The 20,853-nt window shown below is 70.0% G+C and carries 20 protein-coding genes; 16 read left to right on the top strand and 4 right to left on the bottom strand.

The genetic code is table 11. The annotated features are described in order from the left end of the window. Nucleotides 1-189 precede the first annotated feature (189 nt). From HQ314_RS14265 to HQ314_RS14210, 12 genes are all read left to right on the top strand, one after another. Nucleotides 190-1,527, top strand: coding sequence for a glycosyltransferase (locus HQ314_RS14265; RefSeq protein WP_222650399.1), 1,338 nt, complete (start codon nt 190-192; stop codon nt 1,525-1,527). After that, complete coding sequence (locus tag HQ314_RS14260; protein ID WP_222650398.1) at nt 1,524-2,399, top strand: glycosyltransferase family 2 protein; 876 nt, start codon at nt 1,524-1,526, stop codon at nt 2,397-2,399. The genes HQ314_RS14265 and HQ314_RS14260 overlap by 4 nt, the downstream gene beginning before the upstream one ends. A gap of 58 nt (nt 2,400-2,457) precedes the next feature. Beyond that, nucleotides 2,458-3,918, top strand: a complete 1,461-nt coding sequence (locus tag HQ314_RS14255) for a condensation domain-containing protein (protein ID WP_222650397.1) — start codon at nt 2,458-2,460, stop codon at nt 3,916-3,918. Next, complete coding sequence (locus tag HQ314_RS14250; protein WP_222650395.1) at nt 3,915-5,345, top strand: condensation domain-containing protein; 1,431 nt, start codon at nt 3,915-3,917, stop codon at nt 5,343-5,345. Before HQ314_RS14255 ends, HQ314_RS14250 begins: the two co-directional genes overlap by 4 nt. After that, nucleotides 5,336-6,724, top strand: a complete 1,389-nt coding sequence (locus HQ314_RS14245; protein WP_222650394.1) for a condensation domain-containing protein — start codon at nt 5,336-5,338, stop codon at nt 6,722-6,724. The genes HQ314_RS14250 and HQ314_RS14245 overlap by 10 nt, the downstream gene beginning before the upstream one ends. 36 nt (nt 6,725-6,760) lie before the next feature. After that, nucleotides 6,761-7,018, top strand: a complete 258-nt coding sequence (locus tag HQ314_RS14240) for an acyl-CoA carboxylase subunit epsilon (protein ID WP_027506905.1) — start codon at nt 6,761-6,763, stop codon at nt 7,016-7,018. Next, nucleotides 7,015-7,695, top strand: a complete 681-nt coding sequence (locus HQ314_RS14235) for a Maf family nucleotide pyrophosphatase (protein ID WP_222638696.1) — start codon at nt 7,015-7,017, stop codon at nt 7,693-7,695. Before HQ314_RS14240 ends, HQ314_RS14235 begins: the two co-directional genes overlap by 4 nt. 82 nt (nt 7,696-7,777) lie before the next feature. Next, a complete protein-coding gene (locus HQ314_RS14230; RefSeq protein ID WP_222627152.1) occupies nt 7,778-8,665 on the top strand; it encodes a sulfurtransferase in 888 nt (295 codons plus the stop codon). Continuing rightward, nucleotides 8,662-9,081, top strand: coding sequence for a SufE family protein (locus tag HQ314_RS14225; RefSeq protein ID WP_037186768.1), 420 nt, complete (start codon nt 8,662-8,664; stop codon nt 9,079-9,081). The genes HQ314_RS14230 and HQ314_RS14225 overlap by 4 nt, the downstream gene beginning before the upstream one ends. A 102-nt stretch (nt 9,082-9,183) precedes the next feature. Further along, entirely contained in the window at nt 9,184-10,641 is a 1,458-nt protein-coding gene (locus HQ314_RS14220) for a condensation domain-containing protein (RefSeq protein ID WP_222650393.1), read from the top strand. 89 nt (nt 10,642-10,730) lie between these two features. After that, complete coding sequence (locus tag HQ314_RS14215) at nt 10,731-12,524, top strand: acetyl/propionyl/methylcrotonyl-CoA carboxylase subunit alpha (protein ID WP_222650391.1); 1,794 nt, start codon at nt 10,731-10,733, stop codon at nt 12,522-12,524. 115 nt (nt 12,525-12,639) lie between these two features. Continuing rightward, a complete protein-coding gene (locus HQ314_RS14210; RefSeq protein ID WP_222650390.1) occupies nt 12,640-13,365 on the top strand; it encodes a haloacid dehalogenase type II in 726 nt (241 codons plus the stop codon). Here the strand turns inward: HQ314_RS14210 and HQ314_RS14205 are convergent. The 3 genes from HQ314_RS14205 to HQ314_RS14195 all read right to left on the bottom strand — a co-directional run bounded on the left by HQ314_RS14205 (nt 13,344) and on the right by HQ314_RS14195 (nt 15,367). Continuing rightward, nucleotides 13,344-13,856: a bifunctional 2-polyprenyl-6-hydroxyphenol methylase/3-demethylubiquinol 3-O-methyltransferase UbiG gene (locus tag HQ314_RS14205; protein WP_222650389.1), complete on the bottom strand. Its 513-nt coding sequence runs from the start codon at nt 13,854-13,856 to the stop codon at nt 13,344-13,346. The genes HQ314_RS14210 and HQ314_RS14205 overlap by 22 nt on opposite strands. Before the next feature lie 42 nt (nt 13,857-13,898). Next, nucleotides 13,899-14,438: an NTP transferase domain-containing protein gene (locus HQ314_RS14200; RefSeq protein ID WP_027503681.1), complete on the bottom strand. Its 540-nt coding sequence runs from the start codon at nt 14,436-14,438 to the stop codon at nt 13,899-13,901. Between the two features lie 287 nt (nt 14,439-14,725). Continuing rightward, nucleotides 14,726-15,367, bottom strand: a complete 642-nt coding sequence (locus HQ314_RS14195) for a pyridoxamine 5'-phosphate oxidase family protein (RefSeq protein WP_056447722.1) — start codon at nt 15,365-15,367, stop codon at nt 14,726-14,728. A gap of 202 nt (nt 15,368-15,569) precedes the next feature. On the opposite strand from HQ314_RS14195, the gene HQ314_RS14190 reads away from it, so the two are divergent. From HQ314_RS14190 to pucL, 4 genes are read left to right on the top strand one after another with little or no spacing between them, the layout of a single operon-like run. Continuing rightward, complete coding sequence (locus HQ314_RS14190; protein WP_222650388.1) at nt 15,570-17,474, top strand: solute carrier family 23 protein; 1,905 nt, start codon at nt 15,570-15,572, stop codon at nt 17,472-17,474. A gap of 30 nt (nt 17,475-17,504) precedes the next feature. Further along, complete coding sequence (gene uraD / locus HQ314_RS14185) at nt 17,505-18,014, top strand: 2-oxo-4-hydroxy-4-carboxy-5-ureidoimidazoline decarboxylase (RefSeq protein ID WP_027503684.1); 510 nt, start codon at nt 17,505-17,507, stop codon at nt 18,012-18,014. Further along, complete coding sequence (gene uraH / locus HQ314_RS14180) at nt 18,011-18,334, top strand: hydroxyisourate hydrolase (RefSeq protein WP_027503685.1); 324 nt, start codon at nt 18,011-18,013, stop codon at nt 18,332-18,334. Before uraD ends, uraH begins: the two co-directional genes overlap by 4 nt. A 4-nt stretch (nt 18,335-18,338) precedes the next feature. Continuing rightward, nucleotides 18,339-19,259 carry a factor-independent urate hydroxylase gene (pucL, locus tag HQ314_RS14175; protein WP_222650387.1) on the top strand — a complete coding sequence of 307 codons (921 nt, stop codon included), beginning with the start codon at nt 18,339-18,341 and terminating at the stop codon, nt 19,257-19,259. On the opposite strand, the gene HQ314_RS14170 is transcribed toward pucL, so the two are convergent. Next, on the bottom strand, nt 19,241-20,794 hold the full coding sequence (locus HQ314_RS14170; RefSeq protein ID WP_222650386.1) for a PucR family transcriptional regulator ligand-binding domain-containing protein: 1,554 nt from the start codon (nt 20,792-20,794) through the stop codon (nt 19,241-19,243). The genes pucL and HQ314_RS14170 overlap by 19 nt on opposite strands. Between the last annotated feature and the right edge of the window lie 59 nt (nt 20,795-20,853).

Raw genomic sequence — 20,853 nt, 5'->3', positions numbered from 1 at the left:
CGACGGGCCCGATCGCAACTCGGACAGCGAGACACTCGTCACCCTGGCGTGTCGGTGTGGCGTAGGACGTCACGATTGGCGGAGTCCCACCATGTCTGCAATGGTCGTTCCACGAACAGTTCGCGGAGGTCATCAGTTGCGGACGCTCGGCGCGCGGGGGTCGCGGAGCAACGATCGAGGGGGTGAGACATGCAGGTCACGTTGGCATTTCAGGGAAGTAGAGGCGACGTGCAGCCCGGCGTCGTCCTGGCCACCGAGCTGGAACGACGTGGACACCGGGTGGTGCTCGCCGTTCCGCCGAACCTCGTCGCCTTCGCCGCGTCCGCCGGACTCGATGCTCGCCCGTGCGGTGTGGACACCGCGGAGCTGCTCACCTCGCCCCTCGTGACCCGAGACATGGCCTCGCGCAACCCGCGCCGCCGGCTGGCAGCCATCACGGCCGTCACCGTCGCGGGAGGTCGCGCCGCGCGAGCCGCGCTGACCGACCTGGCCGCCGGCAGCGATGTCCTCGTGGGGTCGTCCGTCGGTCAGGAGAGCGCGTACGACGTGGCCGAGGTGCACTCGATCCCCTACGCACCCCTGCACTTCTGCCCGGTTCGCAGCAACGGCGTCGCCTCCGTCGTCCCGGTACCGTCGGCCCTCCCGGGGTTCGTGCACCGCGCGGCGTGGTGGGCGCTCGACACCACACTGTGGCGCGCCTCCCGTGGTGCGCACACCACCCTCCGAGCAGAACTCGGACTTCCGCCCATGACATCCAGTGTCGCTGGGGCGCTGGCGCGTTCGGGCGTCACCGAGATCCAGGCGTACGACGCGGCGCTGTTCCCCGGGCTCACGGAGGAATGGGGCCCGGCGCGACCGCTCACCGGTTTCCTGCATCCCGACGCCCGCACTCGCGCCGCGGTGCAGCGAGCTGCCCCGGTCACCGACGGTCTCGATTCCTGGCTCCGCGCGGGCACACCACCGGTGTACATCGGGTTCGGCAGCATGACGGTCCCCGGCGGCGCGGCTCTTCTCGACGAACTCGTCGCTGCCGTCCGGCGTGCCGGGCGACGCGTTCTGCTCGTCGGCGGCTGGGACGACCGGCTGCTGCGCGAGAACGCCCCCGGTTCCGGCGAGTTCGGGCACGATGTCCTCTCGGTATCGGCCGTCGACCACACCGCGGTGCTCCCGCAGTGCGAGGCCGTCGTCCACCACGGCGGCGCCGGGTCCACCGCCGCCGGTCTGCGCGCCGGTCGACCCACTCTCGTGTGTCATGTCGGTGCCGATCAACCCCTGTGGGGACGACGCGTCGTCGCCTCGCGAGTCGGCGCGAGCGTCGCCGCACGATCGGCGTCCTCCGCCTCGCTCGATGCCGCTCTGGCCCGGGTGCTCCACCCACGGACGCGTTCTGCTGCAGAGCGTCTCGCGGATTCCCTCGTCTCGCCCACCGATGCGGTCCGGCGGTGCGCCGACCTCGTCGAGGCGGCAGCGCAGCGCCGCACGGCGCCGCTGCACCCGACCGCCTCGCGAACGGAGACCTCCCGATGAACCGACTGTCCCTGTCCGTCGTCGTCCCGGCATTCGACGAGGAGGAGTGCATCGGCGCGTGCCTGGACCTGCTGTGCACCCAGCTCGACTGCATCACCGAGATCATCGTCGTGGACAACAACTCCGCGGACGGCACCCGTGACATCGTGCGACGACATGCCACGGACCACCCCGAGATCCGCGTGGTGACCGAGAAGCAGCAGGGCCTCGTCTTCGCCCGGAACGCCGGTATGGATGCGGCGTCCGGGGATCTCGTCGCCCGGATCGATGCCGACACCCGCGTGCCCGATGACTGGGCGGCAACGATTCTCGACTTCTTCGCCGCCGACGTCGATCAGCACTGGGCCGCCGCGTGCGGACGCGGTGAGGCGTACGAGCTGCCCTACGGCGACGCGGCCGCCCGCATCAAGGCGCGGTGGTCCCCGCTCGCCCGGCGGTCGCCGTCCACGCCGGAGGTCCGCGACGTTCCGGTCCTGTACGGCTCCAACATGATCCTGCGCCGCGAGACGTGGAAGCTGATCCGCGAGGACGTCTCGCTGCGCCGCGACGTCTTCGAGGACGTCGACATGGGGCTCTGCGTCCAGGAGTCGGGCGGGCGCAACGCCTTTCTGCCCTCCCTCACCGTGGGAGTGTCGCCGCGGCGAATGGAATCGGGAATGCGGTCCTTCGTCCGCTACATGGCGTGCCTCCCCCGAACCCTGCGACTGCATCGACGCCACGCGCTCGCGGCGGCAGCGCTCGTGCTGTACGTGCCGGGGGTGTCCGCGCTCCACGCCTGCCGACTCGTGATGATCCGCGCCTACGACAGCGACAGCGGATCCTTCTCCGCGCGACATCTCCTGCGCCGCCGCACCGATCGCGGAATGCCCTGAGCGCACCGCTCCACTTCCCGACCCTGCGATCTCGACCCGAACGGACGTGAGACCGAAGATGGAATTCACCGAGCTCGCCGATCACCCGCTCCCCCGGGGCGTGGTGACCGAGTGGATCCCCACCGTCACCGCGACCGACCGCTGGTATCGGGACGACCGACCACTGGCCTACACGCACGAGGAACATTGCCGTCACAGCCTCGCCAAGGCTGCCACGGGATCCTCGGACGAGATCGGCGCCGCCTGGATCGGGGCGGTGTTCGAGATCCACGACCGGTACGACGCCGAGGCGCTGCGTCGTGCTCTGCGCGCGTGGACCTCTCGCCACGAGACCTTCCGCTCGACGGTCACGACGGACGGCGTCGACGCCGACGGCGGCGCCCGTCTCGCCCGCTCCACCGTCCCGGAGGATGCGGTGGACGTGGTTCCGCGTGTACTCGGGCGTCGGCGCGCGGGATCCGACGTGCACGCCGACGTCTCGGACTTCTTCGCCCGCACCCTGTCGCCGTTCCGGTGGCCGCACTGCGTGGTCGCCACGGTCGAGGACATCGCCCCGAGTTCGTCGACCGAGGAGGACGACGAGACGGACCGGTTCCTGCTCATCTTCGGAGCCGATCACTCCGTCATGGACGCCTACTCGATGCTGTTGGCCGTCAGCGAACTCCGCCGGCTGTACGAGTTCGAGATCCACGCGCGCGATCCACGGCTGGCGGCGATCGGCAGTCATCTCGACTTCAGCGTCGTCGACCGGGAGACCGGTGACTGCCTGACCCCCGACCACGAGGTGGTCCGCACCTGGTCGTCCTTCCTCTCCGACGGCAGCTTCCCCCCGTTCCCCCTCCCGGTCGGCGCCGACGACGAGCACGGTCCCGAGCGGCAGAGCAGTCTCTCCCGGTACCTGTTGAGTGCGGCGGACACCGACGCGCTCGCCGCACACACCCGCGCGCGGGGTGCGTCCATGACCGCGGCCGTGGTCGGTGCGCTGGCACTGACCTCCCGCGACCTCGCGGGTGAACGCCGACTGCGTGTGACCATGCCCATGCACACGCGCTTCGAGCCCCAGTACGCCGAATCGGTCGGCTGGTACGTGGGAGTGGTGCCGGTCGACGTCCACGTCGACCCCGGCTCGGACGTGGACGACGCCGTGCGCCGCGCCGCCGCCGGCCTGGACGCCGTCAAGGGCTATGCACGCCAGCCGTACTCCCGTGTCGCGCGGCTGCTGAACGTGGACTCGGTGCCGCAGTTCGTGGTGTCGTATCTCGATCTGCGGCACACCCCCGATGCCGAGTCGTGGCCGCTGTGGAACACGCGCACACTCCGCAGTGCCACCGCCTCCCGCGACGAGGTCTACTTCTGGATTCTCCGCACGCCGCTCGGCCTCAGCATCGCGGCCCGGTTCCCCGGCCACGAGGAGGCGGTCCGCAACGTGCACGCCTACCTCGCCCGATTCCAGGAGGTGTTGCGCGAGTCCGCCGGCGCCGTCGTCGAGAGCGGGGCGGACAGGACGGTGCACGCATGATCATCACGGCGATGCGCAACTGGAAACCCGCACCCGGCCAACTGCTCGAGTGGCATCCGGTCGACGACGCACGGCCGCTCGTCGAGTCCGCACCGGTCGATCCCACCCCGCCGTCGTTTCTGCAGGAGAACCATGTTCGCGGTGTGCGCGCGGTGGCGGACCGGGGAGGCACGCACACCGCGTACCTCGGCTCCGCGACCGAGGTCGCCGGAGATCTCGACGTCGCCGCGTTGACCCTCGCCTTCGAGCAGTTCCTCCTGCGCCACGAGGGACTGCAGACGTGGTTCGAGACGGACGGCGGCGCGGTCGTGCGGCGCCGCGTTCCCCCGGCGGCCGCGCGCCTGCGGGCCGTCTCCGCGGGCGAGTGCTCGGCGCCCGACCAGTTCCTCGACTACGTGCGCGATCGGCTCTCGCGGGACGCCACGCCCCTGAGTTGGCCCGCCGTGGCGTTCGGGGCGGTGGCGCGACCGGGGGGATTCACGCTCTACTACGGAGCGGACCACGCGTTCTCCGACGGCGCCTCTCAGGTCCTGGTCCTGGCGGAGCTGATCGATCTCTATCGCGCGGCGCAGTCGAACCGTGCACCCACCGACATCTCGGCGTGGACCGGAAGCTTCCTCGAGCACGTCGCGATCGAGAACGAGAGGGCCGAGGCCGTCGACGCCGACTCCCCCGAGCTGGCCGAGTGGATCGACGTCGTGCGAGCCCACGGCGGCGCGATGCCGTCCTTCCCGCTCGACCTCGGACTCGCACCGGGTGAGACCGCTCCCGTCGAACCGATCGAGATGGACCTGCTGGGCGCGGACGACACCGCGGCCTTCGACGCCGCGTGCCGGGAGGCGGGTGGGAAGTTCGTCACGGGCCTGTTCGCTGCGGTCGCGATCACCGATCACGAGCTCGCGGGCCGCGACGACTACGCCGGCATCACCGTGCTCGGTACCCGCCACCTCGGGGACTTCGCCCTGTCCCAGGGCTGGTTCTGCAACTTCGCGCCCGTGACGTTCCCCGTGGCGGGCGTCGGCGACTTCCGCACCCTCGTCGGTCGAGCGAGCGAGGCCTACGCCCGCACGAAGGCCACCGCGGCAGCGCCGATCGGGAAGGTGCTGCAGCTGCTCTTCGAGTCCGGCGTCGGCGGCGCCGGACTGGCATCGAGCCCGCACCTGTTGTCCTACATCGATTTCCGCTGGTTCCCCGGCCACGGCTCCGAGGCCGACGACGACGCGATCCTGTTCACCGGCGAGGGCCGCACCGCGAACGCGTCCATGTGGTTCAACCGGGACGATCGCCACTTCTATCTCGGGTCGCAGACTCCCGCGACGCCCGAGGCTCAGCGGCAGGTGGCGCGATACCACCAGCACCTGCGGGAGGTCCTGCAGACGGTCGCGCGGGACGGGAACCGCGTCGTCGGTGGTGGCGCGTGCACGTGATCGGAGTGGACGCCTGGGCCCCGCGCCCCGGCGTCGTCCTGCAGTGGCTCGTGCGTTCCGACGCCGAACCCGTCCCGTCGTCGGTCCCGCCGTCGTTCAACCAGAGTGCGCACCTCGCCGACGTCGACGACGGCAGCACTTGGCTCGCAGCATCGTTCGACGTCCCGGGGCCGCTGGACACCGATGCCCTGGAGCGTTCTCTCGAGCGGTTGGTCGCACGCCACGGTTCGCTCCGGACCGGGTTCGTGCGGTCCGACTCCGGTCCGTCACGCGTGAACCATCCGCAGGGTGCGCTCACCCTCCGACGACGACCGGACATCGCGGTCCCGTCCGTCCCGGAGGCACACCGCGTCGTGCGCGGCGCGCTCGACGCCGCGTGCGCTCCCTTCTCCGCCCCGGCCTACACCTTCCTCGCCATCGATCGTCCGGACGTCTCCACGGTGGTGTGCGGGTTCGATCACGCGCACGTCGACGCGTATTCGCTGGCGGTCGTCATCGACGACGTCCGTCGGGGCTATCTCGGCGAGCCGGAGACCGCGCCGGATCCGGGTGACTTCGTCGACTACTGCGCAGCCGAGTCCGCGGGCACGCCGATCGACCTCGAGGACGACCGGCTCCGCACGTGGGTCGACTTCCTGCACGCGGGCGCCGGCGCTCCGCCGCAGTTCCCTCTCGATCTCGGAGTCCCGCACGGGCGCACGGACCGCTGTGCGGTCCGCGTCGACACCCTGCTCACCGCACGGGAGGCCGACGCGGCCGAGACCGGGTGCCGGGCCGACGGGGCCAGCCTCTACGCCGGTGTGCTCGCGGCCATGGCGCACGCGGTACGCGACCTCGGTGGTGGCGCCACGGTTCCACTGCTGTTCCCGCTGCACACCCGTCGATCCGCGGCGTGGCGGTCGTCCGTCGGCTGGTTCGTCACCAACGCGCCGCTCGAGGTCGTCACCGAGAGCGACCTGAGGGCCACGATCCGCTCGGCCGGTTCGGCGGTGCGACGCGCGGTCGCGCTGGGCGAGGTGCCCATCGCCCGCGTGGTCGAGGCCGCGGGCGGACTCCGGCGCCCGCGCAAGGACGTCTTCATGGTGTCCTACGTCGACTACCGGTCGGCCCCCGGACACGACCTGCTGCGCAGCATCGACGCTCACCACATCTCCAACGTCACCGTCTCCGACGACGCGCAGTTCTGGATCTCCCGCACCGCGGACGGTCTCGCACTGCGGAGCCGGTTCCCCGACAACCCGACCGCCCGCATCACGATCGAGGCCTTCGTGGCCGCCGTCACGGACCACCTCGCACTCGTCGCCCAGCCGTGCGAGGCCGCCCTACGGTTCGCGGTGGACACCCGGACCGCGGCCGACGCGCCGGTCACCGTCCCCTAGAGTTCGGGGAACACCTGCACCTGGAGGAGACGCTTCGTGACATCAGCCGACGACCGGACCGAGTCCGGTACGGACGAGACCGCTCCCTCGGCGCCCTTCCTGCGCGTCGAGTCGGGCAACCCGACCGACGAGGAGATCGCCGCCCTCGTGGCCGTCCTGTCCGCCGCCACGGCCGACGCCGGGCCGACCGAGATCCCCGTGCTCGATCACTGGGGTCGCCCGTCCACCATGCACCGCGCGGGCACGGCCTTCTCGCCCTACTCGTTCACCACCGGGGTCACCGGACCGCGGTGACGGTCCGGTTCGTACTCGCGTCGCGCTCGCCCGCCCGCCTGTCCGTGTTGCGGGCAGCCGGGGTGGATCCGATCGTCCGGGTCTCGGACGTCGACGAGGACGCGGTCGCCGCAGCACTGCCCTCCGACTCCCCCCACGAGGTGGTGGTCACCGAGCTGGCCGCGGCCAAGGCGGCCGTGATCGCAGAGGCTCTCGCCCACGATCCGGAGCTGTCGACCGGCACCGTCGTCGTCGTGGGCTGCGACTCCATGCTGTCGATCGGCGGCGACCTCGTGGGCAAACCACGAGACGTCGCCGTCGCTCGCGAACGCTGGGCGGCGATGGCCGGTGCGAGCGGTGACCTGCTCACCGGTCACTGCGTCCTACGGCTCGACGACGGCCGAGTGACCGCACGCGGCGCGGCCCACTGCGGGACCACGGTGCACTTCTCCTCGCCGACCGAGCGGGACCTCGAGGCATACCTTCGCTCGGGCGAGCCACTCGCCGTCGCGGGCGCGTTCACCCTCGACGGTCTCGGTGGCTGGTTCGTCGACGGCATCGAGGGTGACCCGTCGTCCGTCATCGGTATCGGGCTGCCGCTGGTACGCCGGTTGCTCGCCGAGGTGGGTGTCGGCATCGCCGATCTGTGGGAGAGCGCCGCGGCGCATCGTGACGGGATCGACGACACCAGCGTCTGACGCCGTCCCGACGCGCGCCCTAGGATCGTGTGGTCACGCACAATCAGTTCGACCCCCCGTCTGACAACCTCAGGAGACGCACGTGTCCGTCGCGCCAGATCCCCACCCCGCCTTCGCGTCGTTCGCGCACCCCGAACGACTCGTCACGACGCAGTGGCTCTCCGCCAACATCGGCACACCCGGACTCAAGGTCGTCGAGTCCGACGAGGACGTGCTCCTCTACGACGTCGGCCACATCCCCGGCGCGGTCAAGATCGACTGGCATCTCGACCTGAACGACCCCGTCACGCGCGACTACGTCGACGGCGAGAAGTTCGCCGACCTGATGAACCGCAAGGGCATCTCGCGCGACGACACCGTCGTCATCTACGGCGACAAGAGCAACTGGTGGGCCGCGTACGCGCTGTGGGTCTTCACCCTGTTCGGCCACGAGGACGTGCGCCTGCTGGACGGTGGACGCGACGCCTGGCTCGCCGAGAACCGCGACACCACACTCGACGTCCCCGACATCTCCGGGGCGGACTACCCCGTCGTCGAGCGCGACGACGCAGCCATCCGTGCGTTCAAGGACGACGTCCTCGCACACCTCGGATCCGGCCCGCTGGTCGATGTGCGGTCCCCCGCCGAGTACACCGGCGAGCGCACCCACATGCCCGACTACCCCGACGAGGGCGCGCTGCGCGGTGGACACATCCCGACAGCGCTGAGCATCCCGTGGGCGAAGGCCGCGGCACCCGACGGCCGGTTCAAGTCCCGCACCGAGCTCGACGAGGTCTACGGGGACGTGTCCTCCGACGCCGACGTCATCGCGTACTGCCGCATCGGCGAGCGGTCGTCGCACACGTGGTTCGTGCTGACGCATCTGCTCGGCTACGAGAACGTCCGGAACTACGACGGTTCCTGGACCGAGTGGGGCAACGCCGTGCGCACACCGATCGCGCGCGGCGAGGAGCCCGGAGCCCTGCAATGAGCGGAACACTGCCCGCGCCGCTGGCCGAGATCGTCGACGACTTCGCGGCAGTCGAGGGCCAGGACAAGATCACGATGCTGCTCGAGTTCAGCAAGGAGCTGCCGGCCTTGCCCGCAGGTCTCGAGCAGGCCGCGATGGAGCCCGTCCCGGAGTGCCAGTCACCGCTGTTCCTGTCGGTGGACTCGTCCGACCGGTCTGCGGTGCGCCTGTACTTCAGCGCCCCGCCGGAGGCACCGACCACGCGCGGCTTCGCGTCGATCCTGGCGCAGGGGCTCGACGGTCTTCCCGCCGACGACATCCTCGACGTCCCGGACGACTTCTACACCGAGCTGGGACTCGCGGCGGCCGTGAGTCCGCTACGGCTGCGCGGGATGTCGGCGATGCTCAGCCGCGTCAAACAGCACCTGCGGTCCTGACTCGCCGCTTTGTTCGGACAATGTCGCTCTCGGCGGTAGACTGAGGTACCGAGAGCGGCGTCCGGACGGGGCGTCGCGCCGGTGTGGAAGGACAGCCGAATCGTGGAGTTCACCGAACTGGTCGACTACCCGATTCCGGCAGGCACCCTCACCGAATGGATCCCGAGTGTCGGTCCGCACGCATCGACGCCGGAGGACGCGGGGTGGCTGCCCGACGATCGGCCCACCTCCTACGTGCACGAGGCGCACCTGCGTCGCACCCTGGCCCGGCCGTCCGCCGGTCGCGAGTCGTGGCTCGGCACCGCGTTCGACATCGCGGGCCCGCTCGACACCGCCGCGTTCCGGCGCGCGGTGCTGGCGTGGATCGACCGGCACGAGGGCATGCGGTCCAACGCCACCGTCGACCCCGACACGGGCCTGCTCTCGCGCGTGACGGCCCCGGTCGGTGCCACCGACATCTGGGTCATTCAGCAGGACGCGTGCACGCAGGCCGGCGAGGTGTACCAGCATCTTCAGCACCTGTTCGACGAGTACACGTCGCCGCTGGTGTGGCCGTCGTACGCGTTCGTCACTCTCGAACCCACCGGACACTCCGGCGGCGACGCGGCACCGGACCACTTCACCGTGTTCTTCGCCGCCGATCACTCGATCATCGACGGGCTGTCCATCGTGCTCATCGCGCACGAACTCACCCGCCTCTACGAGCAGGAGACCACCGGCGCCCCGGCAGGGCTCTTCCCCACCGGCAGTTACCTCGATTTCGGCGAACTCGAGCGCACCCTCTGCAGCGGGGTCGACCGGACGCACGACGCCGCCGTGGAGTGGGCGAACTTCCTCGCCGAGGACGGGCGACGATTCCCGTCCTTCCCGCTCGACATCGGACCTGTCCCGGAGGTGCCGATCCCGCAGGCCGGACTGTCCGCGTGGATCCTCTCGCCCGAGGAGGCGGACGCGTTCACCGTGGCGTGCCGCCGCGCCGGTCCGGGCTTCTCCGCCGGCCTCATGGCCTCGATGGGCGCTGCGGCGGCTGCCGTGTCCGGTGCGGGGCGCTTCCGCACGGTCACCCCGATGCACACCCGTCACGACCCGTCGTGGGCCGCGTCCCTCGGCTGGTTCGTCGGCGTGGCTCCCCTCGCGTTCGACGTCGCGGACGGCGAGTCGTTCGGAGACGTCGTCGTGCGCGCCGGAGCCGAGATCGCACGCACCCGTCCGATCTCGCGCGTCCCCCTCGATCTCGTCGCCGAAGCGATCGACCTGCACGACACCCCGCGTTTCGTCGTCTCCTTCATGGACGTGCGCTTCGCACCCGACGCGCGGACGTGGCCCGACGTCAACGCGCGCGCACTGCGGAGCAGGAAGTACGACCACGACGTCTACCTGTGGGTGCATCGCACTCCGCAGGGCGTCAACATCTCGGCCCGGTTCCCCAGCAGCGAGGTCGCCACCGCTGCCGTCCACCGGTTCGTGGCAGAACTGCGGACCGTGCTCAGCGACGTCGTGACCACCGGGACACACCTCGTGCGGGCCCGGAGTGACCTCACCCCTACACTCCGAAACTAGGATGACCAACCGATGGCGCGGGCGAAGGCCCGTGCTCGTCCGCCGGAGCGACACCACGCGACGGCCCACCCGACCTCACAGGAGGCTTCGTGCCCAGCCACGCCACTGCCCGCATCAGCAAGGTTCTCGTCGCGAACCGCGGTGAGATAGCGGTACGTGTGATCCGCGCAGCGGCCGACGCCGGCTACACCTCCGTCGCGGTCTACGCCGAACCCGATGCCGACGCGCCCTTCGTCCGCCTCGCCGACGAAGCCTTCGCCCTCGGCGGTCAGACCTCCGCCGAGTCCTACCTCGCGATCGACAAGATCATCGACGCCGCCGCCAAGTCCGGCGCCGATGCGATCCACCCCGGCTACGGCTTCCTCTCCGAGAACGCCGACTTCGCCCAGGCCGTCCTCGACGCCGGCCTGATCTGGATCGGACCGTCCCCGCAGTCCATCCGCGACCTCGGCGACAAGGTCACCGCCCGCCACATCGCCACCCGCGCGAAGGCCCCCTCCGTGCCCGGCACGTCCGAGCCCGTCAAGGACGCCGACGAGATCCTCGCCTTCGCCGACGAGCACGGCCTCCCCATCGCCATCAAGGCCGCCTTCGGCGGCGGCGGACGCGGCATGAAGGTCGCCCGCACCCGCGAGGAGATTCCGGAGCTCTTCGACTCCGCCACCCGCGAAGCGGTCTCCGCCTTCGGCCGCGGTGAGTGCTTCGTCGAGCGCTACCTCGACAAGCCCCGCCACGTCGAAGCGCAGGTCATCGCCGACCAGCACGGCAACGTCGTCGTCGCCGGCACCCGCGACTGCTCCCTGCAGCGCCGCTTCCAGAAGCTCGTCGAGGAAGCTCCCGCACCGTTCCTCACCGACGACCAGCGCACCGAGATCCACGCCTCCGCCAAGGCCATCTGCAAGGAAGCCGGCTACTACGGCGCCGGCACCGTCGAGTACCTCGTCGGCCAGGACGGACTCGTCTCCTTCCTCGAGGTCAACACCCGCCTGCAGGTCGAACACCCCGTCACCGAGGAGACCTCCGGCATCGACCTGGTGCTGCAGCAGTTCCGCATCGCCAACGGCGACGAACTCTCCATCACCGAGGACCCGGCACCGCGCGGACACTCCTTCGAGTTCCGCATCAACGGTGAGGACGCCGGCCGCGGCTTCCTCCCCGCCCCCGGACCGGTCACCACCTTCATCGCCCCCGAGGGCCCCGGCGTGCGCGTCGACTCCGGTGTCGAGTCCGGCTCCGTCATCGGCGGCCAGTTCGACTCCATGCTCGCCAAGCTCATCGTCACCGGCGCCACCCGCGAGGAAGCCCTCGCCCGCTCCCGCCGCGCCCTCGCCGAGTTCCGCGTCGAGGGCCTCGCCACCGTCATCCCGTTCCACCGCGCCGTCGTCTCCGACCCCGCCTTCATCGGCGACGGTCAGTCCTTCGACGTTCACACCCGGTGGATCGAGACCGAGTGGGACAACACCGTCGAACCGTTCACCGCCGGCGCCCCCATCGAGGACGACGAGAACGGACCTCGACAGAACGTCGTCGTCGAGGTCGGTGGGCGCCGTGTCGAGGTGTCCCTGCCCGGCCAGTTCTCGCTCGGCGGCAACGCTGCTGCCGGTGGCAACGTCATTCGTCGCAAGCCCAAGGCGCGCACCCGCGGCGGCGCCGGCGGCGCAGCCGCGTCCGGTGACGCCGTCACCGCACCCATGCAGGGCACCGTCGTCAAGGTCGCCGTCACCGAGGGCCAGGAAGTCGTCGCCGGAGACCTCATCGCCGTCCTCGAGGCCATGAAGATGGAGAACCCCGTCACCGCCCACAAGGACGGCGTCGTCACCGGACTCGCCGTGGAGCCCGGCTCCGCCATCACCCAGGGAACTGTTCTCGCAGAACTGAAGTGAGCCGGCCGGACGCCCGCCCCCGTTACGCTCCTCTCATGGCCGACGACAGTCCGCACGTGAGAACCGATCGACGAGGGCGGGCGTTCCCGTCTCCCGGCTCGTACGGGCACGCGTCGTGACAGAGGTCCGGGCCGCTCTCTTCGACGTGTTCGGCACCGTCGTCGACTGGCGCGGGGGTATCGCCGAGGAGGTGCGGCGCTGGCTGGACGAGTACGCCCCCGAACGCGACGACATCGATCCGGGCGACTTCGCGGACCGGTGGCGTGCGAGGTACCAGCCCTCGATGCAACCGATCCGGACCGGTGAGCGCCCCTTCACCAAGCTCGACGCGCTGCACCGCGAGAGTCTCGTGGAACTGCTGGCGGAGTACGTGCTCCCCACCGAGGCGGTCGACGATCTGACTCTGGCGTGGCACCGGTTGCCGCCGTGGCCGGACTCGGTCGCCGGTATCGCAGCCGTCCGCGAGTCCGTCATCGTGGCACCCCTGTCCAACGGCAACGTGTCGTTGCTCCTCGACATGGCCAAGCGTGCCGGCATCCCCTGGGACGCGGTGCTCGGCGCGGAGGTGGTGCAGGCCTACAAGCCGACTCCCGAGTCGTATCTGCGGACGGCGGAGTTGCTCGATCTCGCTCCCGGCCAGTGCCTGATGGTCGCGACACACAACGATGATCTCGCCGCCGCCCGTGGGTGCGGACTACAGACCGCCTTCGTGCGCCGCCCGCACGAGCACGGACCGCAGCAGACCGAGTCCGAACCCACCGACGACTGGGAGTTCGTCGTCGACGACCTCGAGGAACTGGGCAGGCTTCTCCGGTCCGGTCAGGCGAGCAGTCGTTCGTAGACGCCGACCTCGGACCCGATTTCCCAGGCGCCGATGCCCTCGAAGGACGACAGCACGCGCTCGTGATTCCAGTCCTCGTCGACGTGGATCTCGTGCGGATTGCCCTCGATCTCGTGCTGCGGGTAGTGGACGATCGGGATCGACAGGTACGCCGCCCGCGTCGCGGCCGCACAGCACTTGGCCCACAGCGCCACCGCGTCGGCCTCGGTCATGTGCTCTGCCACGTCGCCGATGATCACCACGTCCGCCGTCGGCAGGTCCACCGTGCGCGCGTCACCGAGGATGATCTCGTCGTAGTACTCGTGGAGGCGGTAGGTCTCCACGTACGGCTCCCAGATCTCGACACCGGTGATGCGGGAGAGCTGCGGCCCTGCAAGCAGTTTCGCGTAGGTCCCCACCCCCGGTCCGATGTCGAGCACGGAGACGGGTCGCTCGGACCCCAGGGCGTGGACACGGTCGCGGGTCCAGGACTTACCTTCGGACGAACTCATCGGCATGACTGTCCTGTGCCCAGCCGGGCCTCGGCGTAATCGTCAGGGGCTCGGGCGGTCGTGATCGCGACCCGTCGCGAGGTCCCCGCACTCGACGGTGATCACGTCGGGGTTGCCGCGGAGGAAGGTGCGGGCGCCCTGATCCCCCGTCGCCGCCTCCGCGACCTCCGCCCACCACCGGCGCGCGAGCACCACGGGGTGACCGGGAGTGTCATCGAAGGTGGCCCGCGCGATTCCAGTGCTCGCGGCGTGGTCGAGAACCCGCCCCACCACCTCGGCGCCGATGTCGGGGGTGTCCACCAGGTGCAGCACCGCGAGGTCGGCGTCGGTCGTCTCACATGCCTGCAGGCCCACCCGCACCGAGCTGCCCATGCCGGTGCGCCACTCGTCGTTCACCACGGCCTGCGCGCCGGGAGGCATCTCCGGCGCCGCGGCACCCACGACGACCAGGACCTCGTCGCACCCGCCATCGCGCAGCGCCCGCACCGCCAGGTCCAACCAGAGCCCGTCGTGCGCCAGGATCTTGGGGGCGCCGTACCGGGTGCCCGCACCCGCCGCGAGCACCACGCCGACCGTCGTCATGCGACCACCCTGCACGGGCTGCGTCCCCGGCGCCAGTGCGCGCCGAGCACCTCCCGGGAGCCACGACCCACTTTCCGCACCCACGCGCGGGAACCCGCGCCCACTGGCCGAGAGTGGAACACCCCGTGCACGTGACGCTCCCCTCGACGCGGAATGGCGCGGGATCCCGCCCCATCCGCCGCCGAGGGGAGCAGAAACTCCACCTCCCGGGCGCCACGTCCCACTTTCGGCGCCCACTCGCGGGAACCCGCCCCCAGCGCCCGCGAGTGGAACACCCCACGCCACGCCTACTCCAGCCGCGCCTCGAGCTCGGCGATGCGGTCGAGCAGCACCTTCTCCCGCGCCGCGGCGTCGCGCTCGTACAGCGCACCCATCCGGCTCACATAGTCCTGGTCGTAGCGCGGAATGATGCTGCGGGTGCAGTTCCAGTCGATCGCCTCGACGGAGATCACGACGCTGCGCTCGCACCGCGACTCGACGGTGCCGCCGGGCACCTGCCGGAGTCGCTCGAGCAACGCCGGGTCCGCACTTCCCTCGACCACCGTCGCGCGCCCGTAGATCTTCACGCGCTGGCGGCGCGGGTAGTCCACGACGATCAGCGCCACGCGGTCGTTCGCGTCGAGATTGCCGGCCGTCACGTACTGGTTGTTCCCGGCGAAGTCGGCGAACGCGAGTGTGTGGTCGTCGAGCACCTGCAGGAACCCGGCCGGCCCGCTGCGGTACTGGACGTAGGGCCATCCGGTCTCGGTGACCGTCGACAGGTAGAACTGGTCCGCGGCGCGGATGATCACCTTCTCGCGGCCGTCGAGTGCGTCGGGTCCGTCGTCGCCGCGTTCCGTCTGCGCACCGTAGGCCGTGTAGCTGCCCTTCGCGCGCTGCCGCGCCAGCGCCGAGGGTCCGAACACCAGGTGGTGATAGTGGTTGCTCATCGCCCCTCACTCTTCACCACCTGTTGGCGGATCACCCAACGACCAGCGCGGACCGGTGCCCCGACTTTGTGCGGTCTCGACTGGCGGGGTCGCCCCGCATGGCGGAGTCTGATCGCACCGCACTCCGGTCACTCGCCGCCCTGCACCGTCGCAGGGCACCGCCTCAGGCCTTTTCGGCCCTCGCCTGGAACCAGGTCCACTCATGACTGTTCGCTCCGCCGTCACGCGGCGTCACCCCGTCGACGAGGTTCTCCCCGCCCACAAGCTGGCGGCCTACGGGTTCCAGCACGTCGTCGCCTTCTACGCCGGGGCGGTGTTGGTCCCGATCATCATCGGTGGGGCCATCGGCCTCACCAACGAGCAGTTGATCCACCTGATCAACGCCGACCTCTTCACGTGTGGCATCGCCTCGATCATCCAGGCGGTCGGCTTCCGAAAGATCGGTGTGAAGCTGCCGCTCCTGCAGGGCGTCACCTTCGCCGGTGTCAGCCCGGTCATCGCGATCGCGATGGCGAACGGCGGCGGGACCGAGGGCCTGCTGTACGTGTACGGCGCCGTGATCGTGGCGGGCCTGTTCACGTTTCTCATCGCACCCTGGTTCAGCAGGCTGCTGAGGTTCTTCCCACCGGTGGTGACCGGCACGGTCATCGCCATCATCGGTATCGCGCTGCTGCCGGTGGCCGTCAACGACGCCGTCACCAATCCTGCGACGCACAAGCAGGATCCGACGAACGGCCGCTGGATGGCCTACGCGATCGGCACCCTGGTGATCATCGTGCTGATCCAACGATTCTTCCGCGGCTTCACCGCCACCATCGCCGTGCTGCTGGGACTCGTCATCGGCAGCGCCACCGCGTACATGTTGGGCGACATGACGTTCGACGGTGTCTCCGAGGCGTCGTGGGTCGGGTTCACGCAGCCGTTCCTGTTCGGCGCGCCCAAGTTCAGTGTCATCGCCATCATCTCGATGATCGTGGTCCTGATGATCACGGCGGTCGAGTCGACGGGCAGCGTCTTCGCGACGGGTGAGATCGTCGGCAAGCGGATCACGAAGGACGACATCGCCGCCACCCTGCGTGCCGACGGCGTGGCCACCGTGATCGGCGGCTCCTTCAACTCGTTCCCGTACACGGCGTTCTCGGAGAACGTGGGCCTGGTGCGCCTGACTCGCGTGCGCAGCCGGTGGGTGGTTGCTGCCGCCGGTGTCATCATGATCGTCCTGGGCCTGCTGCCGAAGACGGCGGCGGTGGTCGCGTCCATTCCGTCACCCGTCCTGGGCGGCGCCGCGTTGGCGCTCTTCGCCACCGTGGCGGTCGTGGGCATCCAGACCCTGTCCAAGGTGGACTTCACCGACCACCGCAACCTCATCATCGTCGCGACGAGTCTCGGTCTGGCCCTGCTGGTCACGATCCAGCCGACCGTCTCGGAGGGTGTCCCGAGCTGGCTCGAGCTGCTGTTCTCGAGCGGCATCGTGCTGGGTGCGTTCACCGCGATCGCCCTCAACATCCTGTTCTTCCACGTGGGTGGCTCGCGCGGGGCGACGGTGGCGGGCTCCCCCGGCGACTCGATAACCCTCGACGCCGTCAACGAGATGAGCCTCGACGAGTTCTCGACGACGTTCGGCGACGTGGTGCAGGGATCGGACTGGGTGGTGCGTCGCGCGTACGAGCAGCGGCCCTACGCGGATGCTCATGCACTGCGGGAGGCGTTCCAGGATTCCCTGCTCGCAGGCACCACGGAGGAGCAGGTCGAGCTGATCAGCGCCTTCCCCGATCTGGGCAGCGAGGACGACACCGGCACCGCGTTCGCCAAGGACCACGTCTCGCTCGCGTACCTCGGCGACGAGGAGCACCGCTCGGTGGTCGACCTGGCCACCGCCTACCGGGATCACTTCGGCTTCCCCCTCGTCATCTGCGCGGCCGAGACCGAGCACTACGACCGGGTGCTCGCCAACGGGTGGTCGCGGATGGAGAACTCACCGGGTGCGGAGCGGTCGTTCGCCATGATCGAGGTCGCGAAGATCGCGAACCACCGGTTCGACGACCTGGTCGCCGATGCGAATCCCATTGCCGCGGCGCGTTTCGGCAGACTGAACGACCTGTCCTGATCCCCACCACAGAAGGGAACGCTCGTGTTCCTGCACGAAGCACTCGGGCTCGACGGATTCAATCGGCTGTCCGATCGCGCCGCGATGCACGCCTTGTTCGAGTGCTGCTCGTCGTCCATCTGGGCGCGCCGGGTGGCCGTCGGTCGCCCCTTCGACAGCGCCGAGGCCCTCCTGGAACGCGCCGACAGCGAGTTGGCGGAACTGTCCGAGACGGAGATCGACCGCGCACTCGACGGTCATCCACGTATCGGCGCCTCGGTGACCGCCGGCTCGTCGTCGCAGCGCGAGCAAGCGGCCGTGAGCGAGGCGGACCAGGGCGTCAAGGACGCGCTCGCGGCGGGGAATCGGACCTACGAGGAGAAGTTCGGCCACGTCTACCTGGTGTGTGCGACGGGCCGCCCTGCGACGGAGCTTCTCGCTATCCTCACCGAGAGGCTCGACAACGATCCGGAGACGGAGAGGCGCGTGATGAGAACCGAACTGGCGAAGATCAATCGAATCAGGTTGACCCGCATGCTCACCGAGCGGACCGAACTGTGAGCGTCAGCACCCACGTCCTCGACGCGGTGCACGGGACACCGGCGACGGGGGTGGGTCTCGCGGTGGTCGACGAGCACGGCGACGTGGTCACCACCGGCATCACCGACGAGGAGGGGCGCGCCAAGGAACTGCTCCCGGACGACGCTGTGGCCGGTGTCTACACACTCGTGTTCGACACCGCCGCGTACTTCGAGCAGTCCGGGACGCAGACCTTCTACCCCGAGGTGTCCATCACCTTCACCGTCCTCGATGTCGATGCGCACCACCATGTTCCGCTGCTGCTGTCCCCGTTCGCGTACTCCACCTATCGAGGAAGCTGACCCCATGACCGATCTGACCGGGAACATCGTCCTGGGAGCCAACCAGTACGGCAAGGCCGAGAACCGGGTGGTGCGCATCTATCGCGACACCGCCCGCCACGAGATCCGGGACATCTCCGTGTCGTCGGCATTGCGGGGCGACTTCTCCGCCGCCCATCTCGTCGGTGACCAAGGCGCGGTCCTGCCGACGGACACCCAGAAGCAGACCGCGTACGCCTACGCGAAGGAAAAGGGCCTGCTGCATCTCGAGTCGTACGGCCTGGATCTGGCACGGCATTTCGTCGACGACGTCGAGCCGGTGACGGAGGCGCGGGTCGAACTCGAGGAGTACGCGTGGGAGCGTGTCACCGTGGACGGCCGCCCCCACGATCACACGTGGGTGCGCAAGGGCCAGGAGACGCGGGTCGCCTCGGTCACCGTGGGCGGCTCCGGAGCGGAGCAGAAGACCTGGGTCACCGCGGGTTTCAAGGATCTGATCATCCTGAAGTCGACGGGCTCCGAGTTCGCCGGCTTCCTCGAGGACTCCTACACCGTGCTCGCCCCGACTCATGACCGCGTCATGGCCACCTCGCTCGAGGCCCGGTGGCGCTACACCACCACCGACGTCGACTGGGACGAGGTGTACGCCGGCGTCAAGGCAGTGATGATCGAGCAGTTCGCCACACTCCAGTCGCTCGCGTTGCAACAGACACTCTTCGCGATGGGACGCGCTGCGCTGGAGGCATTCCCGTTCATCGCGGAGATCCGGATGAGCGCGCCGAACAAGCATCACTTCCTGTACGACCTCGACCGTTTCGGCGTCGAGAACAACGGCGAGGTCTTCCACGCCGACGACCGTCCCTACGGGCTCATCCAGGCGACCGTCGAACGCGAGGACGCCCCCGACGCGGGATCCGCCTGGCGGACCTACAGCGTCGTAGGCTGAGGCCCGAGCACGGCCAACGCGACGAAGACGTCGGTGCGGTCCTCCGTCGTCCCCAGGTCTCGGTCCGTCAGCGCCTCCACCCGTCCGATGCGGTAGCGCACCGTGTTGACGTGCACGTGGAGGGCGTCCGCCGTGCGGCTCCAGGAACCGTCGTGGTGCAGGTACGCCCGCAGCGTGTCCAGCAGTCCCGCGTCGGTGCGGCTGTCGTGGTCGAGTACCGAGCCGAGCACCCGCCGGGCATAGGCAGCGCGCAGTCCGTCCGGCACCACCGAGAGCAGGACGGCGGCCGACCCTGTGTCCGCGCTGGTCCGCACGGCGATCCGGTCGGCCGATGCCGCCGCCACCTCACGCGCATGCTGTGCCGACCGCACACATCCGACGAGGGCCGCGGCCTCCACCGCCGTACCCACGCCCACGGCGATCCGTCCGGTCACGGTGTCCGCGAGTCGACGCAGCGCAAGGGCGAGATCGGCGGCCATGCGGGTGGACGTCCGACCGGGAGGTAGCCCGACGACGCCGATCACGAGGTCTCCGCCGGTGACTCCCACACTCACCGCACCGTCGACCGATTCCCGCACCGCGTCGGTGAGTACCGCGGCCAGGACCTCGACAGGCAGATCCGCGGTGGCGGCCAGCGCGACGACGTCTCCTGTCACGTCGACGCCGATCTGTCGAATGCGTTCCAGCGCCTGCTCTCCGGATCCGTCGACGAGGAGTTCGGCCGCGCGGTCGGCCATGGTGCGCAGCACCCGCGCGCCGTCGTCCACGCGCACGCGATCGAGGGCCGCGATGCTCGACAGCTGACCGAGAGCATCGAGAACCTGCCCGTCCAGGCACTCGTGGTCACCGTCCACGACGAGGTACCACGCAGTCGCACGGTGACCGAAACTCGATCCGACGGGCAGCACGGACCGTACCGTGTTCTCGGTGACCACGCGGCACGGAACACCCTGCGCCGCAGTGCGGACGAGAGCGTCCACCACCTCCGCGGCCAACGGCTCGGCGGACACCACGGGCCGGCCCACCGCGGTGATGATCCGGCAGGTCACGCCCGTGTCCCGCGCCGTCTCGTGCGTGAGGTCCGCGAGCGCGCGTCCGTCGGTGACCGCGGTGAGCAATCGGTGCTGGCGGGCCAGACTGGCGGAGAGCCGCGCCACCCGATCGCCGGTCACCCGGCTGGTGACGGCATCGATGACGTCCGCGAACGCGACCGCCGACGGCACCGCGAGCAGCGGTAGCGAGTACTTCTCGCACGCACGCACCACGTCGTCGGGGACGGAACCGAACACTTCGTCGCCCGCCGCGAGCGCCACAGCGCCCGCCGCGACGACCGACGCCACGAAGGCATCGCTGTCCTCCGGCGCGCGGCGCCACACCATGCCGGTGACGACCAGCTCGCCGCCCACGATGTAGCGCGACGGGTCCGGCAGATCGGTCGCGAAGGCCCACCGCACGGTCCGACCGAGTTGGTCGTCGGTGCCGACGAGGCGCCGCAGCGCGAGTTCCGGTACGTCGAGCACGTCCTGGATCAGCACACCCGTTCACCCGCCCGCATCGTCGTTGGAGGATCCGACAGTAGGCGGCGCTCGTTTCG

The organism is Rhodococcus sp. BP-332, from assembly GCF_019836065.1.
In the GTDB taxonomy this organism is placed as follows: Bacteria; Actinomycetota; Actinomycetes; order Mycobacteriales; family Mycobacteriaceae; genus Rhodococcoides.
Note: the sequence above shows the minus strand (reverse complement) of the source record. Positions and strands in the feature narration are given on the sequence as shown.

Excerpts from the sequence above, each read along its gene's own strand:
- HQ314_RS14260 (WP_222650398.1), top strand. The coding sequence starts at position 1,524 with ATGAACCGACTGTCCCTGTCCGTCGTCGTCCCGGCATTCGACGAGGAG.
- HQ314_RS14190 (WP_222650388.1), top strand. The coding sequence starts at position 15,570 with ATGACTGTTCGCTCCGCCGTCACGCGGCGTCACCCCGTCGACGAGGTT.
- HQ314_RS14255 (WP_222650397.1), top strand. The coding sequence starts at position 2,458 with ATGGAATTCACCGAGCTCGCCGATCACCCGCTCCCCCGGGGCGTGGTG.
- HQ314_RS14250 (WP_222650395.1), top strand. The coding sequence starts at position 3,915 with ATGATCATCACGGCGATGCGCAACTGGAAACCCGCACCCGGCCAACTG.
- HQ314_RS14225 (WP_037186768.1), top strand. The coding sequence starts at position 8,662 with ATGAGCGGAACACTGCCCGCGCCGCTGGCCGAGATCGTCGACGACTTC.
- HQ314_RS14205 (WP_222650389.1), bottom strand. The coding sequence starts at position 13,856 with ATGAGTTCGTCCGAAGGTAAGTCCTGGACCCGCGACCGTGTCCACGCC.
- HQ314_RS14265 (WP_222650399.1), top strand. The coding sequence starts at position 190 with ATGCAGGTCACGTTGGCATTTCAGGGAAGTAGAGGCGACGTGCAGCCC.
- HQ314_RS14200 (WP_027503681.1), bottom strand. The coding sequence starts at position 14,438 with ATGACGACGGTCGGCGTGGTGCTCGCGGCGGGTGCGGGCACCCGGTAC.
- HQ314_RS14195 (WP_056447722.1), bottom strand. The coding sequence starts at position 15,367 with ATGAGCAACCACTATCACCACCTGGTGTTCGGACCCTCGGCGCTGGCG.
- pucL (WP_222650387.1), top strand. The coding sequence starts at position 18,339 with ATGACCGATCTGACCGGGAACATCGTCCTGGGAGCCAACCAGTACGGC.